Here is a 25,607-nt window from a genome sequence, read left to right as displayed (position 1 = left end):
ACGAATAATCACGACGAAAATGCAAAAACATGCTACTTTTCGGGTATTACCCTATATCTAATGTTATTAGACATTAACACGTCGCTTTAACCGCCCGAAAGACATCGCTACAAAGCGACTAATTGTAACGTATTTAGAGGACTTATGCAGACAATCGATGACGCGCTTGCAGATTTTATTCAACGCTACTTTCAAACCGCAAAGACCGAAGATCATGCATTGCGGATAGAATTCGACAGCCAGTGGCAATCTGCTTGCTATTTGCAGGTTGGTGATGACGGAGATTGGGTAGAATGGCAGCCCGTTAAGCGAGATGTGCCCGGTGACTTTTCGGGTGTTGAAAGCGCGTTGGAGATGACGTTGAACGCACAGTTTAAGGCGTATTTTGGGACTTACTGGAGTGATAACTTCAATGCAAAAACATCTCGTGGATCATTGCAATTGCTGATGCCTTGGAACAACGATGATTTTATCCGTTTGCAGCAAAACTTAGTTGGTCATGTGTTAATGAAACGTCGCCTCAAACAAGCTGAAACACTGTTCTTCGCGGTAACAGATGAAGAAGACTTTATCATCACTGTTGACAATGCATCGGGTGCAGTCATGCTGGAGCAAGTCGGCATGCTGCCAAAAGAAAAGTTGGCAGACGACCTTGCCAGTTTCATTAAGCAGTTAGAACCAGACTTTACTTAGCCTTTGCGCCGAACAGATTAGGTATCAAGAATAACAGCGTCAGTTGTCGATAAGTTGTGTCCTTGATTTCTCAATGAGTGCTTTTAGCATAGCAACTTCTTTTTCTAACTTATTCACTCTGGCTTCCAATGTCGCCTCACTACTCGCGTGTTCTGTGGGAGCCATCTCGTCGCTAGCAATCTGATTATATGATGCTGGATTTTCTTTCCAGCGTTTTAGTGTGCTAATCACTTCTGGTACTGTCAGGGCACGAGTGGCCTTGCTTCTAATCAACCCAACAGTAGGCGTTAAGCCTTTTTCTGATAGCGAATGGCAAAGGGATAATATGTAATCTGTATTTTTTGACATCGTATTTGGTTATTTAAACTAAATATTGGTGAATACAGTCATTTTACGATAATCAAAATCCAAATGAAATATATAAAGTCCTTATAAAACAATAAGTTGATTATTTGGCATTAATATTGATACGTTCAGGTATCACGAATGAACTAATAATGATTAAGGATACACACTGTGAAAAAATTACTACTTGCTGCTGCTGTTTCTGCCCCTCTTTTACTGTCTGGCTGCGTTGTTTCTGTTGGCGGAGATGATGACTACGATTCGTATAGTCATTCGTCATGGCAGAAAAAAGAGCGTAAAAACCGCGCTCACATCGCATCACTAGAGTTAGGAATGTCAGTAGAATCTGTTAAAAACAAAATGGGTGTGCCTGACTTCAATGAAATGTATAACAAACAAGATCGCAGTGTTCAGGTGCTGTTCTATCGAACTCAGCGTGCCGAAGGCGACGGTGCGACAACCAAAGATGAATGCACGCCGTTAGTCTTCAAAGGTGGTGCACTTGTGGGATGGGGGGAGCGAGCATACCTCGAAATGTAATCGTCTCACACCTAATGTCTAAGGGCCCGCTAGCATGTCTGGGCCCTTCATTTAGATAGATCCTTTTGGCCTTTAGCGCAGTCGCATATTAAGTTGATCAATCGCTTCGGCCCACTCAGCATCTTCATTCAACGCACCTTCAATAAAAGCTGCTTGAGACGCAGACCAAAAAGGCGCATCTTCTAAGCGCGTAGATTGAGGAAGCCCTCTGTGTTTATCAATAAAATTGTCAACCGCCTTATCGTTAGATGGCAGTCCCAATTGCGTAAATAGATCGTTGATTGACATATGTGTATTAGAAAGCATGTCTCACCTCACTGAAGTTTATAGCCTACTTATTTAATGATAGACGTATGGCTTGTGTTGAGATCAATTTATTTTCAATGAAACCTTTACTTATTTGATATTGTCTACTGTGCTAGAAGTAACAATGTATTGAAGTCGCTCTAATTGTAAAATCATAATAATGTTAAATTGTTGTTAAAAGTCTTTGCTAATTAGTTTACATTGGCAAAGGTGCGCTAAAAAGGAACATATATGTCTGCGAATCAATATGCTTCGGATGTGGTAGTTCTAAATCCAAAATTTAAAAAAACGTCTTATAACGATGTGAAAGCAGTCTATCTTGCGGCAGAAGATCTCAAAGTAGCAGGATCAATTTTATATCAAGCTTATCATGACGATCCCTTATTCATTGATATATTTCAGGCTGAGAAAGAAGGTTATGAATCTCGACTTCGTGCGGCAATTCGTGAAGAGCTCAATGCGTTTTGGTCAGCTAAGCAGCCTATGATAGGGCTTTTCGATGAGGATCGCTTACTTGCGGTTGCATGCTTGCTTGAACCCAATGCAGATATTGGTCCTGGGCGCTACTGGCATTGGCGCTTAAAAATGCTGCTAACGGCTGGCTTTTTCAGTACTAAACAAATGCTTGAAAAAGAACAGAAAGTACGAGAAAAAATACCTGGAAACCATTTTCACATGCTCGCCTTTATTGGCGTGAGACCTGATCATCAGCATCATGGCTTAGGTCACAAGCTTATGAGCGCGATTGACAGCGTGATGCTTGAAATCCCTGACAGTGAAGGCGTGGGTGTCTATGTAACGCTGCCTAAATGCCTGTCATTCTTTGAGCATGGACAATATCAAATGGTCGGGGACCTACAGGTGGGTCACATTACGGGGCAGATTATGTTTCGGCCTCGACCTGTGATTCATAGTATTGGTTAGTGCTGCTTACCACTTGTTCATAAGGTAAAGATCATAGAGGGATCGCAACATCGATCGTTTTATGATCTTCTTTGTGATGTTTTTATTATAAACAAATATCACCGTCTCTCGCGGTTAAGATATTTGCCTCATCTTTTGTACGAAATATCTTACAAGTGTGTAGGACAAACGAGTAATTTATCACTCCCTTCTTGCTTACATCCTCATCAAGCCCTTTAGTTTTCATATGTTTACAGCATGTTGAGAAATTGTAGTGATGTAAACCCAAAAAATTAATTTTTTACCTACTAGCAAATGATACCAAATACTTTATCTTTATAACCGTCACAAGGATACACGACGGGTCAGGAAGACGCAGGGAAGAATTGGGACAACCTCATAGATGAGGAATCGTGTCGCAGGAAGGGCACTGACAATGGAGAATGGAAAGGAGCGGCACCAGGAAGGTGACTAGGAACATCAAGGACATGATGTATATGGAATTCTCAGGATGAGAACACGGACGTGGCTTAGGATGAGTCAGGAACACCTCAGGAAGAGGACAAGGAAGAGCTTAGGATGAGTCAGGACGACCTCAGGAAGAGGTAAAGGAGATTTCAGGAAGAAATCAGGACACTTCAGGATGAAGTAGGATGTTTCAGGAAGGAACAACGTGTTAAGGAAAACGCACGGATGAGCAACTGGACAATCTCAGGACGAGAAATACTGTCGGCTGGATGGACAGTAAACAAGGAAAATGGAAACGGAACGCACTTATGGAAGAGTGACTCACTTAGGATGAGTGAGATTAGAGGGAAAGGGGCGTATACGGACGTTAACCGGGATGGTGTAATAGCAATGGACAGCTGAGAAGGACGCTCAAAATTCTCACGGCTCGGTAAACTGGTGGAGTTTACCGAGCCGTTTCATTTTACGGCTTTAATAAATACCGACTAGTGCTGGTGGCCGCAACTTCCTCCTGCGTGAGCGTGTCCGTGGGCAATTTCATCTTCTGTCGCATCTCGAACGTCAAGAATTTCAACATCAAAGTGAAGTGGAATACCTGCGAGTGGGTGGTTGCCATCTACAACGATTTCGTCGTCGGTTTGATCGATGATCATAACAGACTGTTCTCCTTCATCTGTCGTTGCTCTAAAGGTCATGCCAACTTCTACGTCCATGCCTTCAAACATGGTTTTAGGTACCATTTGAACCAGCGCATCATGACGCTCACCATACGCATTCTCTGGTTCTACATTGAGCTCAAAGGTATCGCCTTTCTCGCGGCCGTCTAGCGCATCTTCTAACCCTTTAATTAAATAGTGACTACCGTGTAAAACGACCATAGGTTCGCCATTTCTTGATGAATCAATTTGGGTTCCATCTGTGGTAGATACCGTAAAATGAAGTGTCACTACGCTGTTTTCTGTAATTTTCATTGTGTTTCCTGGTTTAGTCTTCCAAAGAGTAGGGCAATGGAAGCACTGTCAAAATCTGATCGGGATTGTCTTTGCTACGCAGAATATCACCGGTTTTCGTGTCATTTGGGAGTACTGCAAGCACAAATGATGTTTGGTTTAAGGCTGCTGAACGAAGCACAGTGCCGCCACGACGCCAATTTTCGTCGACTTTAACTTCTAACGTGTCACCAGCAACCAGTTGGGTGTTGTCATCACTTTTAAGGATAAAGGCAGCACGTTTATTTTTCCCTAAATATTTGGTTCGTGCGACTACCTCTTGTCCCATGTAACACCCTTTATCAAAGCTTATCGCATTAAGAGCGTGTAAGTTCATCATTTGAGGAACAAACTCATTTTGCGTCGTCGCTTGAATATTTGGAATACCGGCGAGAATGTCTAAAGCTTCCCAAACGGCTGGGTGTTCCTTGAACGATGACATACTCTCTTTCAAGCTATCCGCTATATCGCCGCGGGCCAATACCAAGTAACGGGGAATAGGGTGAGATAGTGTGATTACTTTAACATCGTCATGTTGAACGACGTTAAGGTCGTCGTCTGAAGGTAATGGAATGATCGCTTTTAGCGCGTCTATTACGCTTTCGCCTGCTAGGCCAAAAACCTGCCACTGCGCTGAGACATCAAGAATGTCAACTTTAGCAAAAACGCCGTATTTATTGAGCTCAGCTAATGATTTTTCTGTTGCGCCTTTATGATTAACTAAGTATACCGATGTAATATCACCAGAGTCTGACGTTGGTTTTTCAGCCAGTGCGTAGAAGATGTTCCACGTTTTCCCTTTAAAGTCACAGTGGCAACCCATTACAGCGTTATTCGTGTTTACAGCAGCCATATCTATCGTGACTTGACCTTGCAAGTACTTGATTGATTCTTCGCCATGTACATGGATAACACTCATTGAATCGAGTTCACAGAACAAATTATGGGGTAACGTTGCTAAAGCGCTCAAAGCGATTCCTTAATTCCTGAATGCATATTGTCTTTCAATATGGGGACAAGGTCAGTAGAAACAAGCGTAATGACAGTGTTACTATGGGGAATAGTAAAAAACTAGCACTAATAAGTGCATAAATCTTGAGGTAATTTCATGTTCACTCAAAAGCGTCGTTCTCGATTAAGGTGGGCTTGCCGCCGCGGCATGCTAGAACTAGATGTTTTATTTATGCCTTTCGAAGAAGAAGGGTTTGATCAATTAAGTGAAGAAGACCAAGTGTTATTCGAAAGATTGTTAACGTGCGACGATCCTGATTTATTTGCTTGGTTCATGGGGCATGAAGCCTGTAAAGATCCTGAACTGGCCCGTATGGTTTCACACATATTACATCGTGTTAAAGTTTAATATTCTTGTTACCCCTTCCTATTTGAAAGCAATTGCAAGTGGGATTGTTGCTGCCTTCTGCCTCGCATCTGTTTGGATGTGGCAACCGTCTGTGTTTGAGTATCAGATAGCGGCTCAGTTTACTGTCAGTGTTATTATCGCCTTGGCCGCGGTTTTTCATGTCATCGGATTGTTTAGACCTAACCAGTTATACTGGTTATTTCTTGAAGAGGAAGGGGTTGTGCGGTTTCGTGAAGATGCCTATCGAAATATAATATTGCCTTCCTCATTGGTTGGGCCGTGGGCCGTGAAATTAGTCATGTTACAGGAAAACAATAGAAAACGTCGTGTTTGTTGGTTAGCCAAAGATCAGGTTGACCATCAAGCATTTCGTCGGCTATGTCGTGTTGTCAATACGGTAAAACATACGCGTTCTTCGCCATTTAGTTTGTTGTAAATGAATTGCCTAGATGCGCCAACCATTCGTTATCAAGCTATGCCTACTATCTGGCCGCTTTTGCTCAAATCGGCGGTAAAACGAGGATGTAATCAATCGCAACAGAAAGACCTGTCTTTGCTTCCTGCTTTTCATTGTGAACGGGTGGTGTTTCCAGCACAGCGGTATTTAGAAAGTGTACATAAAGTATTGCAATATGCGCCTCAGGCTCACATGCAGATGCACCCAATTCTGCCGCATTTTGAAGCCTTCAAATTTCACTTGGCAATGATGCTTCGTAAAGAGTTTCCCTTCTCGCCTATGGGGGTTATTCATAAACGTAATTCTATATCAGTGCTACAGCCAATAACACGTGACAAAGAAGGCGAATTGGTATGTAGCATAGGCCAAATCATACATGTTGAGAAAGGTGTGAAGTTTACCATAAATAGTAATCTTATTATTGATAGTAAGATTGCTTGGAAGTCTGTGAGTACTTACTTTAAAAGGCGGGAGATAAAAGATAAATTAAACCAGAGTCGCCAAACTGTGCGTAATGACGGGGTGCCTGATGACGCGAATTTGCTCGCAAACATGCGTTTTGCCTCTAACGCCGGACGGCAGTATGCTCGGATTTCGGGCGATTATAATCCCATTCATATCAGTGCTGTGATGGCCCAACTATTTGGCTTTAAAGCGTCTATTGCGCATGGCATGTATTCAAAAGCGCGATTACTTTCTTTTTTAATGACACATCCTCAAGGAATAAAGCCACAGCAAGTGTGTGGGCAGGCATTTAAGTCTTTTTCAATTGATGTTGAGTTTAAGCAAGCAATCATATTGCCTTCTACGTTGGTGTGCGTTGCAAATACAGAAAAAAATAGTGATGTATGTGAATACTCGCTTTCTTCAAAGGACTTTAAAAGATTGCATCTTCGTGCAAAAGTATTACATGGCTTACCCGTATGGAATGAAGCCGCGAAGGTATAATTCGCGGCAATCTGATCATACGATTTTTGGTATCTTTTACGGCTTGAAAGTTTGGTTTGATTGCTTAAGTCGACCGGGCAATAAGGTTGGTTTTGCTTCGGCTAACATATCAGGATAATCCAAGGTGTAATGTAACCCTCGGCTTTCTTTGCGTTCCATCGCGCAACGCACTATCAGCTCGGCGACGGTTACAAGATTACGTAGCTCAAGCAAGTTATTGCTGACTTTGAAGTTAGCATAATACTCATGAATTTCTTGTTTCAAAAGTTCAATTCTTCGTAGCGCTCGTTCAAGACGCTTGGTCGTTCTGACAATTCCAACATAGTCCCACATAAACAATCGCAGTTCGTGCCAGTTGTGTTGAATGACCACTTCTTCGTCTGAGTTTGTGACTTGGCTCTCATCCCAAGGTTCAATGGGAGCTTCGCTATGAAGTATGTCAGCTCGAGAAATAATATGTTCTGCCGCTGAATGCGCAAAAACAATACACTCCAACAACGAATTACTGGCCATTCGGTTAGCCCCATGAAGCCCCGTGTAGGCGACTTCACCAATGGCATACACATTGTCCAGATCGGTTTTGGCGTTGTAATCGGTTGTTACCCCTCCGCAGGTGTAATGCGCAGCTGGAACCACAGGGATCGGCTGACGCGTAATATCAATACCCAGTGAGCGACACTTTCTGTAAATTGTTGGGAAGTGTTTAACAATAAAGTCAGCTGGCTTGTGACTGATGTCTAAGTACATACAGTCTGCGCCAATTCGCTTCATCTCGTAATCTATTGCGCGTGCGACTATGTCTCTAGGCGCGAGCTCCTCTCTTTCGTCAAACTTGTGCATAAAGCGTTCGCCATTGGCGTGACATAAGATTGCGCCTTCACCGCGTAACGCTTCGGTTATCAAAAAGTTTCTGGCTTCAGGGTGGTAAAGGCAAGTAGGATGAAATTGATTGAACTCCATATTCGCGACAGAACACCCCGCGCGCCATGCCATAGCGACACCATCGCCACTTGATACATCGGGATTAGAGGTGTACTGATACACTTTACTTGCGCCACCACTTGCCAAGGCGACAAATCGACTTCTAATGACTTCTACATGCTCAAGGCGGCGATTCCATACGTACGCTCCCTGACATTTTACGCTATCGCGCGAGGGTTTGATTAAATCGATAGCATTGTAACGTTCAAAAATATGGATGTTCGGGTGCTGCTGAACGGCCTCAATGAGGGTAAGTTGAACGGCTTTTCCTGTAGCATCAGCAGCATGGAGAATACGGCGGTGGCTGTGGCCGCCTTCACGCGTTAAATGAAAGCGCGTTTCGCCTTTGTCATTTTTTTCGGTGTCAAACGGGACGCCAAAATTTATTAACCATTCCATCGCTTCTTTTGCTCGAGAAGCGGTAAATCGCACACTCTCTTCTATGCATAAGCCTGCGCCAGCATTGAGCGTGTCTTTTACATGAGATTCGATAGAGTCGTTTTCATCAAATACTGCGGCGATACCGCCTTGCGCATAACGTGTAGAGCCTTCAGACACCTCACTCTTGCTTAGTACGATAACGTGATAATGTTCGGCTAACTTTAACGCTAAACTTAAACCAGCAGCACCACTTCCGATGATTAACACGTCGCAACGATGCTCAATATTAGAACCCATTAAATTCTTCGAAACCAATTTGTGACAGATTTATTGCGAGAATACTAATTCATAGGCGGCTAATTACAATAAAAACTTTGTGACGTACTGTGATTGGCAGGTTTGCACCGACGCGGGAATTTATTTGATTGTGCTGATGGATAACACGGTGGGGCAATAATAGTATTCTGTTAATGTGAGTGCTAGCATAGTGCATGACCTCGCCAAGATAGTGTTGTGTTGTAAGCGCGTATGCAGCGTACAGTTAATTGGCACATAAGAATCAAGCATTATGATCATTTGAGGGTGCAAAAATTGCCCTCTTGTAAAAATAATTAAAAGAAAACAGCAAGTCGTATCGAACTTTTCGAAAATGGCAGAGTCTATCAAAGTGCTTGCGTGAGCCTTAGGTAGTTTTTTTTGAGGGAGAATGGGCTCGAATGAGCGAGCAGATTACAGATCAACAAATCGTAGAGCGTGTACAACAAGGTGATAAAAATGCATTTAATCTGTTGGTTAAAAAATACCAACATAAGGTTGCACACTTAGTAACACGTTACGTGAAAAATTCTGGCGATGTAGCCGATGTAACGCAAGAAGCGTTTATCAAAGCGTATCGAGCGCTCCCCAATTTTCGCGGAGAGAGTGCATTTTATACTTGGCTATATCGTATTGCAGTAAACAGTGCGAAAAATTATTTAGTTGCGCAGGGGAGAAAACCGCCTGCCAACGACGTAGATGCGGAAGAGGCCGATTTTTACGATGGAAGTGATGCGCTTAAGGAACAAAACTCGCCTGAGCGCAGTCTTATGTCAGACCAGCTTGAAAAAGTGTTGTTTGATACCGTCGAGCAATTGCCAGAGGACTTACGCATGGCAATTACGTTGAGAGAGTTAGAGGGGTTAAGCTACGAAGATATTGCGAATGTTATGGATTGCCCAGTCGGCACTGTGCGTTCTCGTATCTTTCGTGCGCGCGAGGCGATTGATAAAGTGCTTCAACCTATGCTTGAAAAGAGCTAATGTGTTGATGTTGCACGATACTACCCTTGATAACCAGTTTTTAATTTAAGCGTTAAGTCAGGAACGTTATATGACGCAAGAGCATGAAAATTTATCAGCATTTGTTGACGGCGAATCGCAAGACTCGTCCCTCATTAGTGCGCTAAATGATAATGAGTCGTTGAATGCAAAGTGGCAACGTTATCACTTGATACGGCATTCGTTGCGTAAAGAAATGCCAGAATTTGCGGATTTTGATATTTCAGAGCAAGTTGCAAATGCGATAGAGAGTGAGCCTGCTATTTTAGCACCTAAAAAAACGTGGCGAGACGTGCCCGTTGTAGCGTCTGTGGTTCCATTTATCAAACAGGGCGGACAGCTCGCTATTGCTGCCTCTGTCGCTGCTGCCGTTGTGATAGGCGTACAGCAAATGAATCAGCCTGTTGATGTCGGTCCAATGAATTCTACTCCTGCAACATTGCCAGGAATAAAGGGAGGGTTGTCTCCTGTCAGCTTAGAAGAAACACGAACCGTTCCTCGAACTGATGTGATGGAGCAGCGTAAAGTGGTGAACTCATTTCTAACTGATCACCGTAATCAGTTGCGCATGAAGGCCGAATCGTTGCACAATCAAGATGAAGCGTTAAACGGTCAGGAAAAAGGTAGCCCAGACAACGGTGAGTCAAACAATCCACAATAAATTCATTAATAACAAGAGGCGCGTATCACTGCGGGTAATAGCATTATTGCATGTGATATTCGCGTTCTTGAGCACGCAGGCATTCGCTCAAGGCTTAGATGTTCAGTCAGGTGACGTATCGAATGCAAAACCTACATCTCAATTGTCAGCGCGAGCTTGGCTGACGAAAATGTCTGAAGCGGTAAGAGAACTGAATTATCACATCTCTTTCGTTGTACTTAAGCCGGGATCAGAGGCGCAGCCCTACATTTGGCGACACGGGATCAGTGAAACAGGTGTCGAGATGGAGCACTTGAGTATGCTCAATGGGCCTGGTCAGGAAGTGCTTAGAATGGGTGATCAAGTTAGCTACTTCGAGCCGAACGTGCCTGCGTATAGTATGCGTTCTGATGTCATCAACGGTCCTCTTCCTGAAACGTTATTATCTGCACCTGAAACTCTATTAGGCGCATACGACTTTGTGTTAGTCGGGCGGAACCGTATTTCTGGGCGATCAGCTCAGCAAATTAGGGTAGTCAGTACAGACGGTAGCAGATTTGGTTACGTGCTGTGGTTAGACGAATCAACAGGGTTACCACTGAAGTTAAATATGGTTGATTTGAAAGGACATTTGTTGGAACAAATTCAAGTCACAGCCCTACAAGTAACTGCTACTCCTCATGAACACTTTAGTCGAATAGAAACCTCTAAACTCCCACAAGTTATTGAATTCAACCCAAATAAATCACTTGAGGCGACTTGGAATTTGGCCTTTATGCCCATTGGTATGGAGATCGTTAAGCGCGACAGGCACCGGCTACCTTACACGGGTCAATGGGTCGATTATGTGATGTTAAGTGACGGACTCGTGAATGTGTCAGTGTATTTGCATGAAAAAAACGGTGCGGTTGCTGATCAAGATCTACTTTTACGCAGTGAGTCAAACACGTTTTTAACACGAAACCACGGTAGCATATCGGTGACAGTAATCGGTAAGGTACCTGCTCAGACGGCGAATGCGATTGCCAGTTCTATTACGGTAGCGAACCAATGATAGAAGAGATTGGCATTGTCAAAGAAATAGACAAAGACGTGATATGGGTTGAAACGCAAATCAAAACGACTTGTGGCAGTTGCCATGCCAGTGATAATTGTGGAACTGGCGTCGTAGCTAAGGCTTTTTCGCCTAAAACGGATTTGCTAAAATTGGCATGTAGCGAGCGTGCCGAAGTAGGCCAGAAAGTTAAAATTGGAATCCCTGAGCGAACGCTGCTTCACGCGTCGGCTTTGGTGTATCTTCTTCCCGTTTTTGTATTAGTTTTATCGGCGTCGCTGTCTGGAATTTTTTGGAAACAATTAGGATTGGACAGCGAGGGATTTATAATATTCAGTGCTTTTTTTGCTACATTCGTTAGTTTTATGGGGGTAAGAGCCTATATGCAAAAGCAAACGCATAAGGGATTTGAGCCTCATTTGATTGCGCTTTTACCAAAAGAGCAAGATAAAATTCCTATTCGTTTTTCTTCAGAACGTCACTAAATATGGATTTGTGTGTATTTTTTTATCGTTTAATTTCAGGTTTCTCTCCGTCGTAGTGCATATCTTTATCGCAAATTGCGTGATAAAACGGTAAAATCCCCGCCTATTTATTAAGATCAACCGTATACTGTCTGTAAAGACAGTCAACACAGTGTGCTGGACGAGCCGGCACCAGTAGTAGGTAACGTTCAAACGCTATGCAACACAAGCACATTAGAAACTTTTCAATTATCGCCCATATTGACCATGGTAAATCAACGCTATCAGATCGCTTAATCCAACATTGTGGCGGTTTATCTGATCGGGAAATGGCAGAGCAGGTTCTCGACTCAATGGATTTAGAAAGAGAACGTGGTATCACAATCAAGGCGCAGAGCGTTACCCTGAACTATACGGCCAAAGATGGCGAAACGTATCAATTGAACTTCATCGATACGCCTGGGCACGTTGATTTTACTTATGAAGTATCACGCTCACTTGCTGCATGTGAAGGTGCATTGCTTGTTGTTGATGCAGGGCAGGGTGTAGAAGCACAAACGCTAGCCAACTGCTATACCGCCATTGATATGGATATGGAAGTAGTACCCATTTTAAACAAGATCGATTTACCGCAAGCTGAACCAGAGCGTGTGGCTGAGGAAATCGAAGACATTGTAGGGATTGATGCAATAGATGCAGTACGTTGTTCGGCCAAAACGGGTATCGGTATTGAAGATGTGCTGGAAGTGATTGTTAACCAAATTCCTCCTCCAGAGGGCGATCCTGATGCGCCGTTAAAAGCGCTGATTGTTGATTCATGGTTCGACAATTATCAAGGGGTTGTGTCTTTGGTTCGCGTAATGCAAGGACAGTTAACCAGTAAAGATAAAATTAAAATCATGTCTAATGGTCAGGTTCACCAAGTAGACAAAGTTGGTATCTTTACGCCGAAACAAACCGACACAGGTGTGTTAAGAGCCGGAGAAGTGGGTTTTATCATTGCCGGTATTAAAGAAATTCATGGCGCGCCAGTCGGTGATACGATCACATTGGCGAAAGATGCTGCCGATGTGCCACTGCCTGGATTTAAGAAAGTGAAACCACAGGTTTATGCAGGCCTGTTCCCTGTGAGTTCTGACGATTACGAAGATTTCCGTGATGCGCTATCTAAACTTAGTCTAAACGACGCGTCTTTATTCTATGAGCCAGAGAGCTCAGCAGCGCTTGGTTTTGGTTTCAGAATTGGTTTCTTGGGCATGCTGCACATGGAAATTATTCAGGAGCGTTTGGAGCGTGAATATGACCTTGATCTTATTACCACGGCACCGACAGTAATTTATGAGGTGTTGAAAACGGACGGTGAAACGGTTCAAGTTGATAGCCCGTCAAAATTGCCTCCAGTAAATGATATCGAACAAATCAGAGAGCCTATTGTTGAAGCAAACATATTGGTTCCACAAGACTATTTAGGCAACGTGATCACCTTGTGTGTAGAGAAACGCGGTGTTCAAACGAATATGTCGTACCACGGCAAACAGGTAGCAGTAACCTACGAATTGCCGATGGCAGAAGTCGTATTAGACTTTTTTGACCGTTTAAAATCTACGAGTCGTGGTTTCGCGTCATTAGATTATAACTTTAAGAAGTTCCAAGGCGCAGATATGGTGCGTGTGGATATTCTGATTAACGCAGAGCGTGTAGATGCATTAGCGGTCATTACCCACCGTGATAATGCACAATCCCGTGGCCGCGAACTGGTGGAAAAGCTCAGAGAACTGATTCCTAGACAAATGTTTGATATCGCCATTCAAGCCGCAATTGGTAACCATATTATTGCTCGTAGCACTGTAAAACAATTGCGTAAAAACGTAATTGCAAAATGTTATGGTGGCGATGTTAGCCGTAAGAAGAAACTCTTACAGAAGCAAAAAGAAGGTAAGAAGCGCATGAAACAAGTTGGGAACGTAGAGTTGCCGCAGGATGCATTTTTAGCCGTACTCAAGGTAGGAAAATAGATGGCAAACTATTTCTCATTGTTTTTGGTCATTGCAACCGTAGCCAGTGGTTTAATTTGGCTTGCAGATGCATTGCTTTTTGCACCCAAGCGCAAAGAAAAACTGGCATTAGCACAGCAAAATGGTGGAGATTTGCAAACTGCGGCAGAAATGAAGCAAGAAGAACTTCCGGTTATTGTTGATACTGCACAGCAAATTTTCCCCGTGATTGCTTTTGTGTTGGTGCTTCGTTCGTTTATTTATGAACCGTTTCAAATTCCATCAGGCTCAATGATGCCTACCTTATTGGTGGGTGATTTTATTTTGGTTGAAAAGTTTGCCTACGGGTTGAAAGACCCCGTGGTACGAAACAAGTTTTTCGAAACAGGAACACCTGAGCGTGGTGATGTGGTGGTGTTCAAATATCCTGTTCAACCCAATGTTGACTATATTAAGCGTGTAGTAGGGCTTCCGGGGGATACAGTTGTTTACCGCGACAAACAGCTCTTTATTAAGAAAGCGTGTGATGTAAAAACTGAATGCGAGCCGATGCAACCTGTTGAATTGACGTTTGAAAAACGTGGTGAATTTTTCTCCCAAGGCGCACCACTTGCCAGATACACGGAACAGTTAGGTGAGATGGAACACGAAATACTACGCAACCCCAGAGCAATGGCAAATGTTCAACACTATGGGCCGCGTCAGCCGGGTACGCAAATCGACGAGTGGATAGTGCCTGAAGGACAATATTTCGTTATGGGCGATAATCGGGATAACAGTTTGGATAGCCGATTCTGGGGCTTTGTACCTGACGAAAACTTAGTGGGTAAAGCTGTCGCTATCTGGATTAGTTTCGAATTTGATCGTGAACCAAGTAGCATGTTTTCTTGGGTTCCTACAGGTGTCCGTTTTAATCGCGTTGGTGGCATTCAATAAATGAATGAGAGTTTGAAATATGTTCAGCTTTATAAAAAACTGGGCTATACCTTTGATAACGCGGCCAATTTAAAGCTTGCTCTGACGCACCGAAGTGCAAGCAAGAAGCATAACGAGCGCTTAGAGTACTTGGGTGATGCAGTATTGGGAATGGTCATTGCCAAGCAATTGTTTACGCAATTTCCTAAGCAGCCAGAAGGCAGTTTAACCCGTATGCGTGCCTCGTTGGTGAAGGGTGAAACGTTGGCTGAATTGGGCAAAGATTTTGAGCTTGGCGAGTTGCTGGAATTGGGCCCTGGTGAACTCAAAAGTGGCGGTCACAGACGCAGCTCTATATTGGCTGATGCAGTAGAGGCTATCATTGGTGCAATTTATTTGGAGTCAGATTTCGTTACCTGTGAAACGTTGATTTTAAAGTGGTTTGATTCTCGTTTAAAAAGCCTCAATCCAGACGTGCACCTGAAAGATGACAAAACTCGCTTACAGGAATACTTACAAGGTAAAAAGTTGCCTTTGCCAGAATACGATATTGTGAATATTACAGGCAAAGACCACGACCAAACATTCGAAGTTTCATGCCGTGTAACCGTATTTGATAACCCAGCGATCGGACGAGGAAATTCTCGCCGCAAAGCCGAGCAACAAGCCGCACGTAAAGTGCTGGAGAAATTAAACAGTGACTGATACAACGTATTGCGGAATGGTCGCCATAGTTGGCCGACCTAACGTGGGAAAATCGACTCTACTCAATAAGTTACTCGGACAGAAAGTCAGTATAACCTCTCGTAAACCTCAAACCACCCGACATCGTGTGATGGGGATTGACACAGAAGATAACTACCAAGCTGTATTTGTGGATACGCCCGGACTTCACAATGAAGAAAAGCGTGCTATTAATCGGCTCATGAACCGCGCGGCCTCAAGTTCGCTAGGGGATGTTGGCCTAGTGCTATTTATGGTGGAAGGCACACGCTGGACAGACGATGATGAGCTGGTGCTAAATAAAGTGAGGCAAGCTAACCTTCCTTGTTGGTTGGTGGTGAATAAAAGCGACAAAGTTAAAGATAAAACTGAGCTAATGACTCACCTTCAGTGGCTGAACGAAAAAGGTGAGTTCGAGCATATTTTCCCTATCTCAGCGAAAATTGGGAAAAATGTAGATAAGCTTCGTGAAATGGTGCACGCCTCGTTACCTGAAAGTGAGTTTTACTTTCCTGAAGAGTATGTCACCGATCGCTCAAGCCGTTTTATGGCCGCCGAAATTATTCGTGAAAAGCTAATGCGTTATACCGGAGATGAATTGCCTTATTCGGTTACAGTAGAAATAGAGCAATTCATTATGGGTGACAACGGTGTATATCGCATCAACGGATTGATTCTGGTGGAACGAGAAAGCCAAAAGCGCATGGTAATTGGCAAAGGCGGTCAGCGTTTAAAAACCATTGGTGCAGAAGCGCGCAAAGATATGGAAGCGCTGTTCGATAACAAAGTATTTCTAGAGCTCTGGGTGAAGGTGAAAGCTGGCTGGGCTGACGATGAACGCGCACTCAGAAGTATGGGGTATGGCGACCACGAGCTGTAACATACAAGCCGCCTTTTCGACTTTTTTAGGTGGAAAGTAAGCCATACGTTTATGCGCTATGTTGATAGGTGTGAATAGGTGATTAACGGTGATCGAGTTTAATCGACACTACGTTTAAGGTTTTAAATGCGCTAGTGTGCGAACAGGCCTCGTAGTCGTAATAACTGATCACCAATTTTGATTGAAAGGGATAGACATGAAAACGCTTGCAGATATACGTCGAGATTATCAACTCGCAGAGCTAGACAGAAAGGATCTTCTTGATGATCCAATTCAGCAATTTGATCGCTGGCTCCAAGATACCATCGATGCAGGCATTCCTGATCCGACTGCAATGACAATAGCTACCGTCGATGCAGATGGTCAGCCGTCTCAGCGGATCGTCTTATTGAAAGATGTGTCGCAAAATGGATTTGTTTTCTATACCAATACGCAAAGCCGAAAAGCACAAGAGCTGGCTGCCAACAATCGTATTTCATTGCATTTTCCTTGGCACTTTATGGAGCGCCAAGTCAAGGTGTGTGGAAAAGTTGAGCCGATGTCTACCGTAGAAGTCGCTAAATATTTTATGAGTCGCCCAAAGGAAAGCCAATTGGCAGCATGGGCGTCTGAGCAAAGTAAGCCCGTTTCTACGCGTCAGTTGTTGATGAGTAAATTTGAAGAGGTAAAGAAAAAGTTTGCTGATGGTCAGATTCCGCTACCGAGCTTTTGGGGGGGATACCGTGTTATCCCGCATGAGATCGAATTCTGGCAAGGCGGTGCGAACCGATTACATAACCGTTTTAGTTACCAAAAGCAGCAGGACGGCGCTTGGGTGATAGAACGTTTAATGCCTTAATGCTGCTTGCATTAGAGAGGGTATCCCCAAGTGCGCGGTTGAGTCAAAAGTTAGCAAGATGATTGATAGCCATTGCCATTTTGATTTCTCTGACTTTGATTCCGATCGCGACACCTTGCTGACTCAGTGTAAAGCCCGCCATATTTCTCATATTTTGATACCGGGAGTGGCACCAGAATATTGGCCACGTCAAGTCAGGCTAAGCCAACAGCACTCTGAGCTCCTTTACACCGTTGGCATTCATCCTCACTTTATCGCTGACTGCTGGCAAGAACAGTTAGCGCAACTCAAAACTTGGGTAAACTCTCAGCAAGGCTTCATAGGAATTGGTGAAATTGGATTAGACTTTGCATTACCCCTCGCTCGAGATATCCAATTGGCAGTATTTGAATCTCAAGTAGAAATAGCGCAGCAGGCGAATTTACCGTTAATTATTCATCATCGACGTTCCCATAACGAAATTATTCGTGTGCTAAAACAGTATCAATTACCTCGTGGTGGTGTTGTTCACGCATTTTCAGGAAGCACACATGAAGCAAAAACCTACACTGATATGGGATTTTATTTAGGTGTAGGAGGAACGATTACTTACCAACGCGCAGCTAAAACGCGCGCCGCTATTCAAGCAACTTCCCTTGACTGGCTATTACTAGAGACAGATGCACCCGATATGCCATTATTTGGTCATCAAGGGCATCGAAATGATCCGACTCAGCTGGTGGATATCGCCGAGGCACTCGCAACGTTGAAGGGCGAGACGGCGTCTAGCATCGCGAAGGCTACAACTTCAAACTTTGCTGTGCTGTTTGATGTAGATGATGTTTTGGACGTTTCTTAGCACGCATTTTTATGTGACGGTACCTAAATTTGTAGAATGCGCGCGCACCTAGAATGCCCATCGCGCCCGCTAGCATCATCAGTACCAATACTTGCTCATAAAGTTGGCGTTGATACTCGTCGTGATATTCCATGATAGTGGATTCGTCAATTTGTATACGCAAATACCCAACAATATTACTGTCATAGATGATTTCTTCAATAAAGACCAAAGGCAATTTCGTTGAATCAGCCAACTGTTTTGTCATAGATAGGGCGGGATGGGTGGTGGCTATTACTTTTCCTTTTGCATCGTGGACGGTTGCGCTAATCACATGGTGATCGGCGATAAGATAAGATAATGTACCTTGGATCTTGTCTTGTTCGATATTTGCAACATCAGACGCGAGTGTTTGTGCAGACAATTGCACGAGGCTTCTGCCTAACTGACCCGCTTGCCGATCATGCCAATTTTGCGCAGTATCCTGACTCAGAAGCCACAAGTTGATGCATATCACAGAGGTGAATACGGCCAACACCAAATTGGCGAGCCGCTTGTAGATGCTGTAATTACTGTGTTGCTTATCGTTCGTAGCTAACGCGAACGTTCTATTCGCTTCAAAGGTGTCTACTGACGTATTACGTTTAACCAGATTCATATGCGAACAATAGGTGAATTGCATGTGTTTGCCAAGCACTTGTTATCGTCGAATTGACCGAAATGTTTCGATAGGCGTTCAGAATATGGCTCATCACTAGGTTAAAATTCTTAACTGACAAAGGAACCTATTTATGGGTACAATCTTTGACTGTTTTGGTATTCGCGATGGAAGTTTTGTGTATCAGTATTCAGTAGATAACCTTACCTTTTTGTCTAGCCAATGGCTTCAAGTCTTCGCTGAAAGCTATGCGGGTATGAAGTTCAACCTCTTTAAACACCATCTTTCTGCTGAGAATGAAGTCGACCTTAACGGTGTCGCTCTTGAGAGTCGTGATGACAGTGCATTGCCAGATTGCCGTGAAGGCGCTTACTTAGCCGTCACCGCACAATCGCTCAATCTTGAGAAGATTGAAGCGGTACTCTGTGCACCTGAGTTAGCGAATACGATTCAATGCTGCACCCTTGTTAAGGTAGGCAGTGTACTTGTTGCAAAGTTAGCGCTTATACCTAATGCAGAAGTCCATCCTCACCAATTACAGCCTATCTCTTCTCGTTTACGGGTTGAAATTGCGTTAATCAGCGAAGCCTTTCCAACGCTGGCGGAGCCTGGTTTGCTATTAATGGACATGGATAGCACAGTTATCGACATTGAGTGTATTGATGAAATAGCTAAACGTGCAGGAGTGGGTCAGCAAGTCTCTGAAGTGACAGAACGCGCAATGCAGGGAGAATTGGATTTTGCTGATAGTTTGACCAGTCGTGTCGCCTGTTTGACTGGTGCACCAGAGCAAATATTAAAAGCGGTGCGAGACCAACTGCCGTTAATGCCGGGGGTAGAGGAGCTTATTGGTACGCTGAAGGCGCACGGTTGGCGTATTGCTATCGCTTCGGGTGGATTCACGTATTTTGCCGACTATTTAAAAGAGCGATTGGGACTGGATGAAGCCGTATCGAATAAGCTTGCGATTGATAACGGCGTACTGACAGGGCAAGTGGAAGGGCGTATTGTGGATGCGCAAGTTAAAGCAGAAACATTGTCAGTATTGGCCAAGAAGTACGGTATTACGCCTTCGCAAACGGTGGCGATGGGTGACGGCGCGAATGATTTACCTATGCTTCATGCTGCTAATCTAGGTGTGGCATATCATGCGAAGCCCGTGGTGAATGACCAAGCACAAACGGCCATTCAATTTTCAGGTTTAGATACCTTGCTGTGTTACCTTCGTTAATGTTGCGCCACACTGCCGAATAAGCGCTATTGGCATTTTGCAGAACCGGACACCAACACAAAAAGCGCGTTGCGATACCGCCAAAAAAACCTAACTCGCGTGCTTGTTGTAAGGTGCGAGCAATTTGACAATAGCAGGGTGCTTGATTTTTCTTTCAGTGCTGATTAGATAAAGCTGCTCGCGTACATCTTCGGTTCGACCAATGATGTCAACCTGATGATGAATAAGGATATCGTGCTCGACTATTGTCGGCGCACAAAAAATACCGATACCAGCATTACCAAAATATTTCATGAGTGCACTGTCGTCAAATTCAGCGGTGATAATGGGTTTGATGCCATGTCTTTCCATCCATGATAGCAAGTTAATGCGAATAGATGATTGTTCGGATGGGAGCAGCAAGGGTTGGCCGTCCAGACAGTCCGGAAAGGGACCTGAGAGGTTTTTTGTAAGCGCGTGACTGGCAAAGAAGGTGAGTCCGCTGTCGTTGATAAGGTGAGAGTAAGCTTTTAGTTTACTGCCGGGCGGAATGGCACAGTCTGAAATGATGATATCTAACTTGTTAAATAACATTTCGGCTAGTAAGTGATCCAGTTTTCCCTCTTTGCATATTAATTTTAATGATTGTGATTCCTGGTAAGCAGTCGATAGGAACTCGAATGCGAATCGCTTGGGAATTACATCAGTTATGCCTACACTTAGAGGAAGTTGGCGTTCAGCGAGTTTAGAGGACAATGTTTGCTGTAATTCATCACCGAGACGGAATATATCTTCGGCATAATCATATGCGTGTTTTCCTTGCTCATTTAGCAGTAAACGCTTCCCTTTTCTCTCAAATAACGGCATACCCAGATAATCTTCGAAACTGGCGAGTTGTCCGCTTAAGGTCTGCGGTGTCAAGTTAAGGCGCTTTGCGGCAGCGGCAATGCTTCCCTCTCGGGCAATGTGATAAAAATAATTGAGATGATGGTAATTGAGCTGTTTCACAGTTTTCTTATCAGTTTTTTTCGAATGGTATGGAATTTATATTCGACTATCAAGTTTAAGGCTTACTCTGTATAAATGCCAAACGAGTTTTGGAGGCATATATGAAAATTCTTATTAGTCAATTGGTTAAACACGAAGGCTTTGGTGGCGCCTTGTTGGTGTTTGCCGCTTTAGTGGCTATGGTGATTGCGAATAGTAGTTGGTCGTTGGGGTATTTGAATACGTTGGATATTCCCGTCGTTTTCAGGTTTGGTGCGTTCGAGATCGCTAAGCCCCTTCTGCTATGGATCAATGACGGTTTAATGGCTGTTTTCTTCTTCTTAATTGGCTTAGAAGTAAAGCGGGAAATGCGAGAAGGGCAATTATCTTCTAAAGAACAAATCGTGTTGCCTTTTATTGCCGCAGTCGCTGGTGTCGCAGTACCTGCGTTGGTTTATGCTTGGTTAAATGCTGATAACCCAGTGGCCATTGCTGGTTGGGCGGTACCCAGCGCGACAGATATTGCATTTGCGTTAGGTATTTTTGCGCTATTTTCAAAACAATTGCCATTGTCATTGAAGCTATTTCTTCTTTCAGTCGCTATTTTTGATGATATCGCTGCTATCGTAATCATTGCACTGTTTTATTCACAAGACTTATCGATCGTGTCTTTGATGATTGCGGCAACGGGCTTTGTTGTGTTGTTTACCCTTAATAGACTGCGCGTTAAACATGTATCGTTTTACATTATCGTCACGATTGTTATATGGGCGGCAGTATTGAAGTCAGGTGTTCATGCTACTTTGGCAGGGTTTCTGGCCGCTTTGTTTATCCCGATTAACGTTAAAAATAGCTACGATCAGAGGCTTTTGTCTAAGATGGAGCATGATCTACATCCGTGGGTCGCATTTTTCATATTGCCGGTGTTTGCTTTTGCCAATGCTGGCGTGTCACTGGAAGGTGTGACATTGGAATCTCTTGCTCATCCAGTTACGTTGGGAATTATTGCTGGTCTATTTTTAGGCAAGCAAATTGGTATTTTTAGCGCATGCTGGATCGCGATAAAGTTAGGATTATCACGTTTACCCAAAGACAGCACTTGGATGCAACTTTACGGTGTGTCTCTACTATGCGGTGTAGGATTCACCATGAGTCTCTTTATAGGTTCGCTGGCATTTGAAACGCAAGGTATTGAATACATTGCGAATGTGAAACTGGGAGTATTGGTGGCGTCGCTGTTATCTGCATTCGCAGGGGCAATATTGTTGAAACTTAGTTGTCGAAATTTGCCTGCTCAGGCGTAGTGTCGCTCGCCTCATTAATTTGGTTTAGCCAGTAGTCGTAAGCGTCTACTGGCGCATCAAATTCGTCGAATAGTGATTTGGCAAAGGGAGTGACAGCCAGCGCCTCTAAATTTCTGTCGATAGATGTAAGTATACGCTTACCTTTTTTAGACTTTTTCGCAGAAACGACATGTACTGTTCGCCTGTCATATACGTTACCCACTTGCTTGAGGCAATCATACGTAGCGGGTTCATGATGGTATTGGCAATGCATATCGATAATGCCAATACTAAAGAACAAGTAGTCTAGACGGCCGCTGTTCAGCATTTTATATAGTTGAAGTCGATCAACAGTAGAATAGATATTTTCAAAACCGATTCGTTGTGCGAAGTTGGCTTGAATAGAATCTTCTATTACGCCAATACTGCTGGTTTGAATATCGATGTCTGGAATTGATGTTACTGGATTATCAGGGCGGGTAAAGATGGCTGACCCTAAACTAACTAAAGGAGCAGAAAAATGCGCCCACTTTTCTCGCTCTGCCGATTTGATTGCCATGAAGAGTAAATCTACTTTGCCTGCTTTAAGTCTTCTAATTCCGCCTTCCCAAGTACTGGCTTGCGGAATCAACACAATATCAGATTGCGCTGCTGCATGTTGCAATAGTATCCATGAAATGCCATAAGCGCGAGACGCAGCTTTGTACTTTTCATGATCTTCATAGACAGCAATAGTCACTTCTTTGGCCGCATAGGCTGGAAATAAAACGAAAAATATTAATACCATGCCAACACACAAGAGTGGATTGCGTGGTTTAGAAAAAAAGTGATTCATTGTCGTATCGTTATTATTGGCTGACACCACATTATTCCCCTCTATCCGCTCAGTGTCTAGAGAAGTCTTTCAGACTAGCGTATCTCACGCGCGCAATAATTGCTCTATCTTCGTGGTTTTTATTTCGTGTTGAATGGGTTCTGCGTTATGTTTTATTTCCTCTTCACTGAATTGAAAACGTTGCATAATGTCATCACTGATATCAATCAGCTCCCCCATACCGACAATATTCCACAGTTGCTCTTCTATCACCTTTGCTTTGTGTACCGCATACACACCAATATAGTTAATTTCTGACTGTAGAAATTCAGTGTCAGGACGCCCAGTACGTGTTAGGTAAACCCGAATGCCAATAAATTGCCCGTTTTTAAGCGCGCTATTAATAAAGGCTCTGCGTTCTTTATGGGAATTGAACTGTTCTGCAAAGCGACATTTGATTGCACCTTCTCTAACACTTTTGCTCGGATTAAATGCAATAAACAAGTCTCGCGCCACAGGGCGCTGATGAGGTTTGATTCTTTTCAGCGTTGTTGAGATGAAGTCCTGACTATCAAGACCAACATGATAAAGAAAACTTAAGTTCGAATACCCTGGTTCAGCATCAAAATTCAATAGGCTCTGTAACCTTGGGCTTTTTTGCTGCATGGCCAACGCGTCGGGTATAAAGTTGATACCGTCTTTGCGGATGAAAAAAGCGCAATGCACCAAATTTTGGGTGTAGACATTTCTAAGTGCAGTACCAATGCCAGGAATATCTTCTTCCTCTTTGTATGCCACTAAGCGAGATTTATTTTTTCTGATTAGCTCATCAAAAAAACGCTGTGCGGTGTTATTAACCAGATCATTGACTGCTTGCAAATGCAAAATATTTCGTTCTGGTGAAATGCCTTTAACCACGTATACTAAGTCTTTCAACGCATACTTACTGGTCACTTTTTGCAGTTGTGGAAACGATACTTTGACCTCTGAATTTTCAGGCAAGTGATAGAAGCTTTGAAGTTCAATCCGCAATCCTTTTACAGAAACGTCTTCACTTACACCGTCGAGAAGTATGTCATCTACAAATATTTCAATTTTTGTACGAAGCTGATAGCGTGTTTCTTTACGTTGATTGAAGTACTTAAAGCGAAAGGCGCTTATCTCTTTAGGTGGGCGATTTTTAGGGTGCCCAAATACTTTCAATGCACCAATTTGCTCTTTACGTATGGGTAATAGTTCGTAGCCAGAATGGCTGTGCTCATCGGTGATGTCAGTAATGACAGCGAAGTGAGTAAGGTGCTTCAATTTTGCCAATAGTCTTGGTGGTGGCGGGGTATTTTGCCGTTTTACGGCAGGACTAACAGAGTCGGGGATCGACAAGGGAATGTGTGCTTGTTCCATCGACATTTCACTGAATTGGATATTAAAAATGCGCCAGCTCGCTTTGCGAGCGCCATATCCCAGAAACAATGTCATCATGATAGGGTTAGCCAACAGTTCTTCTTTTGTAGCAGAGTAAAAGTACACTTTATCGTCTTTTAAGTGATTGAATACATATAAGAAAGTGCTCCACTGTGTACGTGGGCGATTGAGTATTCTTTGAATGCGGGCATGACTAAACGCGTATCCAAGACGCATTTCCTGTTGTTCGTCACTCCAATATTGAAGAATATCGCGATTGCAATCGTTGGCCATGGCAAAGCGAGGGCTATACTCGTCGTCAATGCACTCAATAAATACGGGCAGGCCAGAAAAGTTTGGCATGAAGTATTGCTCGTACATTTTGTATTGAATGGCTTCAAGCGTGTTGTCCATATTGACCTTATAGCGGCGTTTGTTACCGTGTATAAAGCGAGATATGAAGTGATCAAATTCTGGCACAGGAATGTCAGATACACGACGAAGCGACAAGCGTTGCTCTTTATTTTTGTGCTCAATACTCATCACAATGTATGGCACACTCTGACGGCGGTCGAAACTGTATTCGCCCTCAAGTCCTCGAAATTGAATAAGGAGCTTGTCACCCAGCTTAAACTGCTCTTTCTGGTTCACTTTTATTTTTAAACCACTGACGGATACATCAACCGTATTGGCAGGGATGCCTTTGTTAAGTTCTGTGAAGACTTCTATAGATACTGCATAGTTCATTCGCTCTTCATGGCGCTGAGCAAAGTCGCCAAAAGCGATATTGGGGGCATTATACGGTGTGCTATCTTTAATGTTTTCGACGATACTGTCGGGGATCGCTGACGGCAGTTTGTTGTACAGCGTTCGTGAGGGACTGTTAACGTTGACCACACTCTCGTAAACGCCAATGGTGTAATCGCCGAATGAGCGTACTTGGCGTTCGAATATCTCAATGGCCGCATCATCAAGAAAATGGCGAATTCCTGCGTATTCAAACTCTCGGATTTCGCCTTCTACTTGCCCGCGCAAGTCAATCACACGAATGCAAGGACGCGCCAAGCGTTTTAGCTCCATTTTAATTAAGAAGCGTTTAGACTTAGACAACCCCGCCGCTTGCTGATTAAGCGCTTGATTAAATTCCGGTTCACTTATCATTGGCTTTAGCTGCTCAATGATGTGTTGATACTCTTCTAAATCCTGACTCATGATGACATGTATTCTTTGCGCTGCTTGCGA

Annotated in this window: 28 protein-coding genes; 19 read left to right on the top strand and 9 right to left on the bottom strand. The window is 43.6% G+C overall.

Translation table 11 applies throughout. The annotated features are described in order from the left end of the window. The first annotated feature begins 144 nt into the window (after positions 1-144). Positions 145-693, top strand: a complete 549-nt coding sequence (syd, locus tag OE749_RS00955) for a SecY-interacting protein (protein ID WP_263710461.1) — start codon at positions 145-147, stop codon at positions 691-693. Positions 694-732: 39 nt separating this feature from the next. On the opposite strand, the gene OE749_RS00950 is transcribed toward syd, so the two are convergent. Beyond that, positions 733-1,041 carry a hypothetical protein gene (locus OE749_RS00950; RefSeq protein ID WP_263710460.1) on the bottom strand — a complete coding sequence of 103 codons (309 nt, stop codon included), beginning with the start codon at positions 1,039-1,041 and terminating at the stop codon, positions 733-735. Positions 1,042-1,209: 168 nt separating this feature from the next. Between OE749_RS00950 and OE749_RS00945 the strand changes: the two genes are divergently transcribed. Continuing rightward, positions 1,210-1,578, top strand: a complete 369-nt coding sequence (locus tag OE749_RS00945) for a DUF3192 domain-containing protein (RefSeq protein WP_263710459.1) — start codon at positions 1,210-1,212, stop codon at positions 1,576-1,578. Between the two features lie 72 nt (positions 1,579-1,650). Here the strand turns inward: OE749_RS00945 and OE749_RS00940 are convergent, their stop codons facing one another. After that, positions 1,651-1,884: a DUF2789 domain-containing protein gene (locus tag OE749_RS00940; RefSeq protein WP_263710458.1), complete on the bottom strand. Its 234-nt coding sequence runs from the start codon at positions 1,882-1,884 to the stop codon at positions 1,651-1,653. Positions 1,885-2,115: 231 nt separating this feature from the next. Here OE749_RS00940 and OE749_RS00935 point away from each other — a divergent pair, with 231 nt between their 5' ends. Next, the gene (locus OE749_RS00935; RefSeq protein WP_263710457.1) at positions 2,116-2,808 is read left to right on the top strand and encodes a GNAT family N-acetyltransferase; all 693 of its coding nucleotides are present in this window, start codon (positions 2,116-2,118) and stop codon (positions 2,806-2,808) included. A 672-nt stretch (positions 2,809-3,480) separates the two neighbouring features. Then, on the top strand, positions 3,481-3,657 hold the full coding sequence (locus OE749_RS00930) for a hypothetical protein (protein ID WP_263710456.1): 177 nt from the start codon (positions 3,481-3,483) through the stop codon (positions 3,655-3,657). 83 nt (positions 3,658-3,740) lie between these two features. Here the strand turns inward: OE749_RS00930 and OE749_RS00925 are convergent, their stop codons facing one another. Both OE749_RS00925 and ygfZ read right to left on the bottom strand, forming a co-directional pair. Further along, a complete protein-coding gene (locus OE749_RS00925) occupies positions 3,741-4,226 on the bottom strand; it encodes an FKBP-type peptidyl-prolyl cis-trans isomerase (protein WP_263710455.1) in 486 nt (161 codons plus the stop codon). A 13-nt stretch (positions 4,227-4,239) separates the two neighbouring features. Then, on the bottom strand, positions 4,240-5,214 hold the full coding sequence (gene ygfZ / locus OE749_RS00920) for a tRNA-modifying protein YgfZ (RefSeq protein ID WP_263710454.1): 975 nt from the start codon (positions 5,212-5,214) through the stop codon (positions 4,240-4,242). A gap of 138 nt (positions 5,215-5,352) precedes the next feature. Between ygfZ and OE749_RS00915 the strand changes: the two genes are divergently transcribed. Genes OE749_RS00915 through OE749_RS00905 form a run of 3 tightly spaced genes read left to right on the top strand, consistent with a single transcriptional unit; the run spans position 5,353 to position 7,009 of the window. Continuing rightward, entirely contained in the window at positions 5,353-5,604 is a 252-nt protein-coding gene (locus OE749_RS00915; protein ID WP_263710453.1) for an FAD assembly factor SdhE, read from the top strand. Beyond that, complete coding sequence (locus tag OE749_RS00910) at positions 5,591-6,040, top strand: protein YgfX (protein WP_263710452.1); 450 nt, start codon at positions 5,591-5,593, stop codon at positions 6,038-6,040. Before OE749_RS00915 ends, OE749_RS00910 begins: the two co-directional genes overlap by 14 nt. Continuing rightward, positions 6,041-7,009 (top strand): MaoC/PaaZ C-terminal domain-containing protein, encoded by a 969-nt coding sequence (locus tag OE749_RS00905; protein ID WP_263710451.1) that lies wholly within the window; start codon positions 6,041-6,043, stop codon positions 7,007-7,009. A gap of 36 nt (positions 7,010-7,045) precedes the next feature. On the opposite strand, the gene nadB is transcribed toward OE749_RS00905, so the two are convergent. After that, positions 7,046-8,668, bottom strand: coding sequence for an L-aspartate oxidase (nadB, locus tag OE749_RS00900; RefSeq protein WP_263710450.1), 1,623 nt, complete (start codon positions 8,666-8,668; stop codon positions 7,046-7,048). A gap of 419 nt (positions 8,669-9,087) precedes the next feature. On the opposite strand from nadB, the gene rpoE reads away from it, so the two are divergent. The 10 genes from rpoE (at position 9,088) to OE749_RS00850 (ending at position 18,033) form a co-directional block, all read left to right on the top strand. Next, complete coding sequence (gene rpoE / locus OE749_RS00895; protein WP_263710449.1) at positions 9,088-9,669, top strand: RNA polymerase sigma factor RpoE; 582 nt, start codon at positions 9,088-9,090, stop codon at positions 9,667-9,669. 70 nt (positions 9,670-9,739) lie between these two features. After that, the gene (locus tag OE749_RS00890; RefSeq protein WP_263710448.1) at positions 9,740-10,348 is read left to right on the top strand and encodes a sigma-E factor negative regulatory protein; all 609 of its coding nucleotides are present in this window, start codon (positions 9,740-9,742) and stop codon (positions 10,346-10,348) included. Positions 10,349-10,400: 52 nt separating this feature from the next. Next, a complete protein-coding gene (locus tag OE749_RS00885; protein WP_263710968.1) occupies positions 10,401-11,381 on the top strand; it encodes a MucB/RseB C-terminal domain-containing protein in 981 nt (326 codons plus the stop codon). Then, the gene (locus OE749_RS00880) at positions 11,378-11,866 is read left to right on the top strand and encodes a SoxR reducing system RseC family protein (RefSeq protein WP_263710447.1); all 489 of its coding nucleotides are present in this window, start codon (positions 11,378-11,380) and stop codon (positions 11,864-11,866) included. The genes OE749_RS00885 and OE749_RS00880 overlap by 4 nt, the downstream gene beginning before the upstream one ends. Positions 11,867-12,063: 197 nt before the next feature. Beyond that, a complete protein-coding gene (gene lepA / locus OE749_RS00875; RefSeq protein WP_263710446.1) occupies positions 12,064-13,860 on the top strand; it encodes a translation elongation factor 4 in 1,797 nt (598 codons plus the stop codon). Further along, positions 13,861-14,775, top strand: coding sequence for a signal peptidase I (gene lepB / locus OE749_RS00870; protein WP_263710445.1), 915 nt, complete (start codon positions 13,861-13,863; stop codon positions 14,773-14,775). It abuts the gene before it with no gap. Beyond that, entirely contained in the window at positions 14,776-15,459 is a 684-nt protein-coding gene (rnc, locus tag OE749_RS00865; protein WP_263710444.1) for a ribonuclease III, read from the top strand. Between the two features lie 16 nt (positions 15,460-15,475). After that, on the top strand, positions 15,476-16,357 hold the full coding sequence (gene era / locus OE749_RS00860; protein ID WP_263710967.1) for a GTPase Era: 882 nt from the start codon (positions 15,476-15,478) through the stop codon (positions 16,355-16,357). Positions 16,358-16,553: 196 nt separating this feature from the next. Then, complete coding sequence (gene pdxH / locus OE749_RS00855) at positions 16,554-17,195, top strand: pyridoxamine 5'-phosphate oxidase (RefSeq protein WP_263710443.1); 642 nt, start codon at positions 16,554-16,556, stop codon at positions 17,193-17,195. A 58-nt stretch (positions 17,196-17,253) separates the two neighbouring features. Further along, positions 17,254-18,033, top strand: a complete 780-nt coding sequence (locus OE749_RS00850) for a TatD family hydrolase (protein ID WP_263710442.1) — start codon at positions 17,254-17,256, stop codon at positions 18,031-18,033. Here the strand turns inward: OE749_RS00850 and OE749_RS00845 are convergent. Beyond that, complete coding sequence (locus OE749_RS00845; protein WP_263710441.1) at positions 17,975-18,694, bottom strand: AhpA/YtjB family protein; 720 nt, start codon at positions 18,692-18,694, stop codon at positions 17,975-17,977. The two genes, OE749_RS00850 and OE749_RS00845, sit on opposite strands and share 59 nt — an antisense overlap. 109 nt (positions 18,695-18,803) lie before the next feature. On the opposite strand from OE749_RS00845, the gene serB reads away from it, so the two are divergent. Continuing rightward, entirely contained in the window at positions 18,804-19,901 is a 1,098-nt protein-coding gene (gene serB / locus OE749_RS00840) for a phosphoserine phosphatase SerB (protein WP_263710440.1), read from the top strand. A 90-nt stretch (positions 19,902-19,991) separates the two neighbouring features. Here serB and nhaR read toward each other — a convergent pair whose 3' ends face one another. Next, entirely contained in the window at positions 19,992-20,888 is an 897-nt protein-coding gene (gene nhaR, locus OE749_RS00835) for a transcriptional activator NhaR (RefSeq protein ID WP_263710439.1), read from the bottom strand. A 101-nt stretch (positions 20,889-20,989) separates the two neighbouring features. Between nhaR and nhaA the strand changes: the two genes are divergently transcribed. Next, positions 20,990-22,171 (top strand): Na+/H+ antiporter NhaA, encoded by a 1,182-nt coding sequence (nhaA, locus tag OE749_RS00830; RefSeq protein ID WP_263710438.1) that lies wholly within the window; start codon positions 20,990-20,992, stop codon positions 22,169-22,171. Here the strand turns inward: nhaA and OE749_RS00825 are convergent. Together OE749_RS00825 and OE749_RS00820 are read right to left on the bottom strand one after the other, a co-directional pair. Continuing rightward, positions 22,140-23,015 carry a substrate-binding periplasmic protein gene (locus OE749_RS00825; RefSeq protein ID WP_263710437.1) on the bottom strand — a complete coding sequence of 292 codons (876 nt, stop codon included), beginning with the start codon at positions 23,013-23,015 and terminating at the stop codon, positions 22,140-22,142. The genes nhaA and OE749_RS00825 overlap by 32 nt on opposite strands. 54 nt (positions 23,016-23,069) lie before the next feature. Next, positions 23,070-25,577, bottom strand: coding sequence for a PilZ domain-containing protein (locus tag OE749_RS00820; RefSeq protein WP_263710436.1), 2,508 nt, complete (start codon positions 25,575-25,577; stop codon positions 23,070-23,072). Positions 25,578-25,607: the final 30 nt, after the last annotated feature.

The sequence above is a fragment of the Fluctibacter corallii genome (assembly GCF_025751585.1).
GTDB classification, from domain to species: domain Bacteria; phylum Pseudomonadota; class Gammaproteobacteria; order Enterobacterales; family Alteromonadaceae; genus Fluctibacter_A; species Fluctibacter_A corallii.
This window is presented reverse-complemented; position numbering and strand designations above follow the sequence as displayed.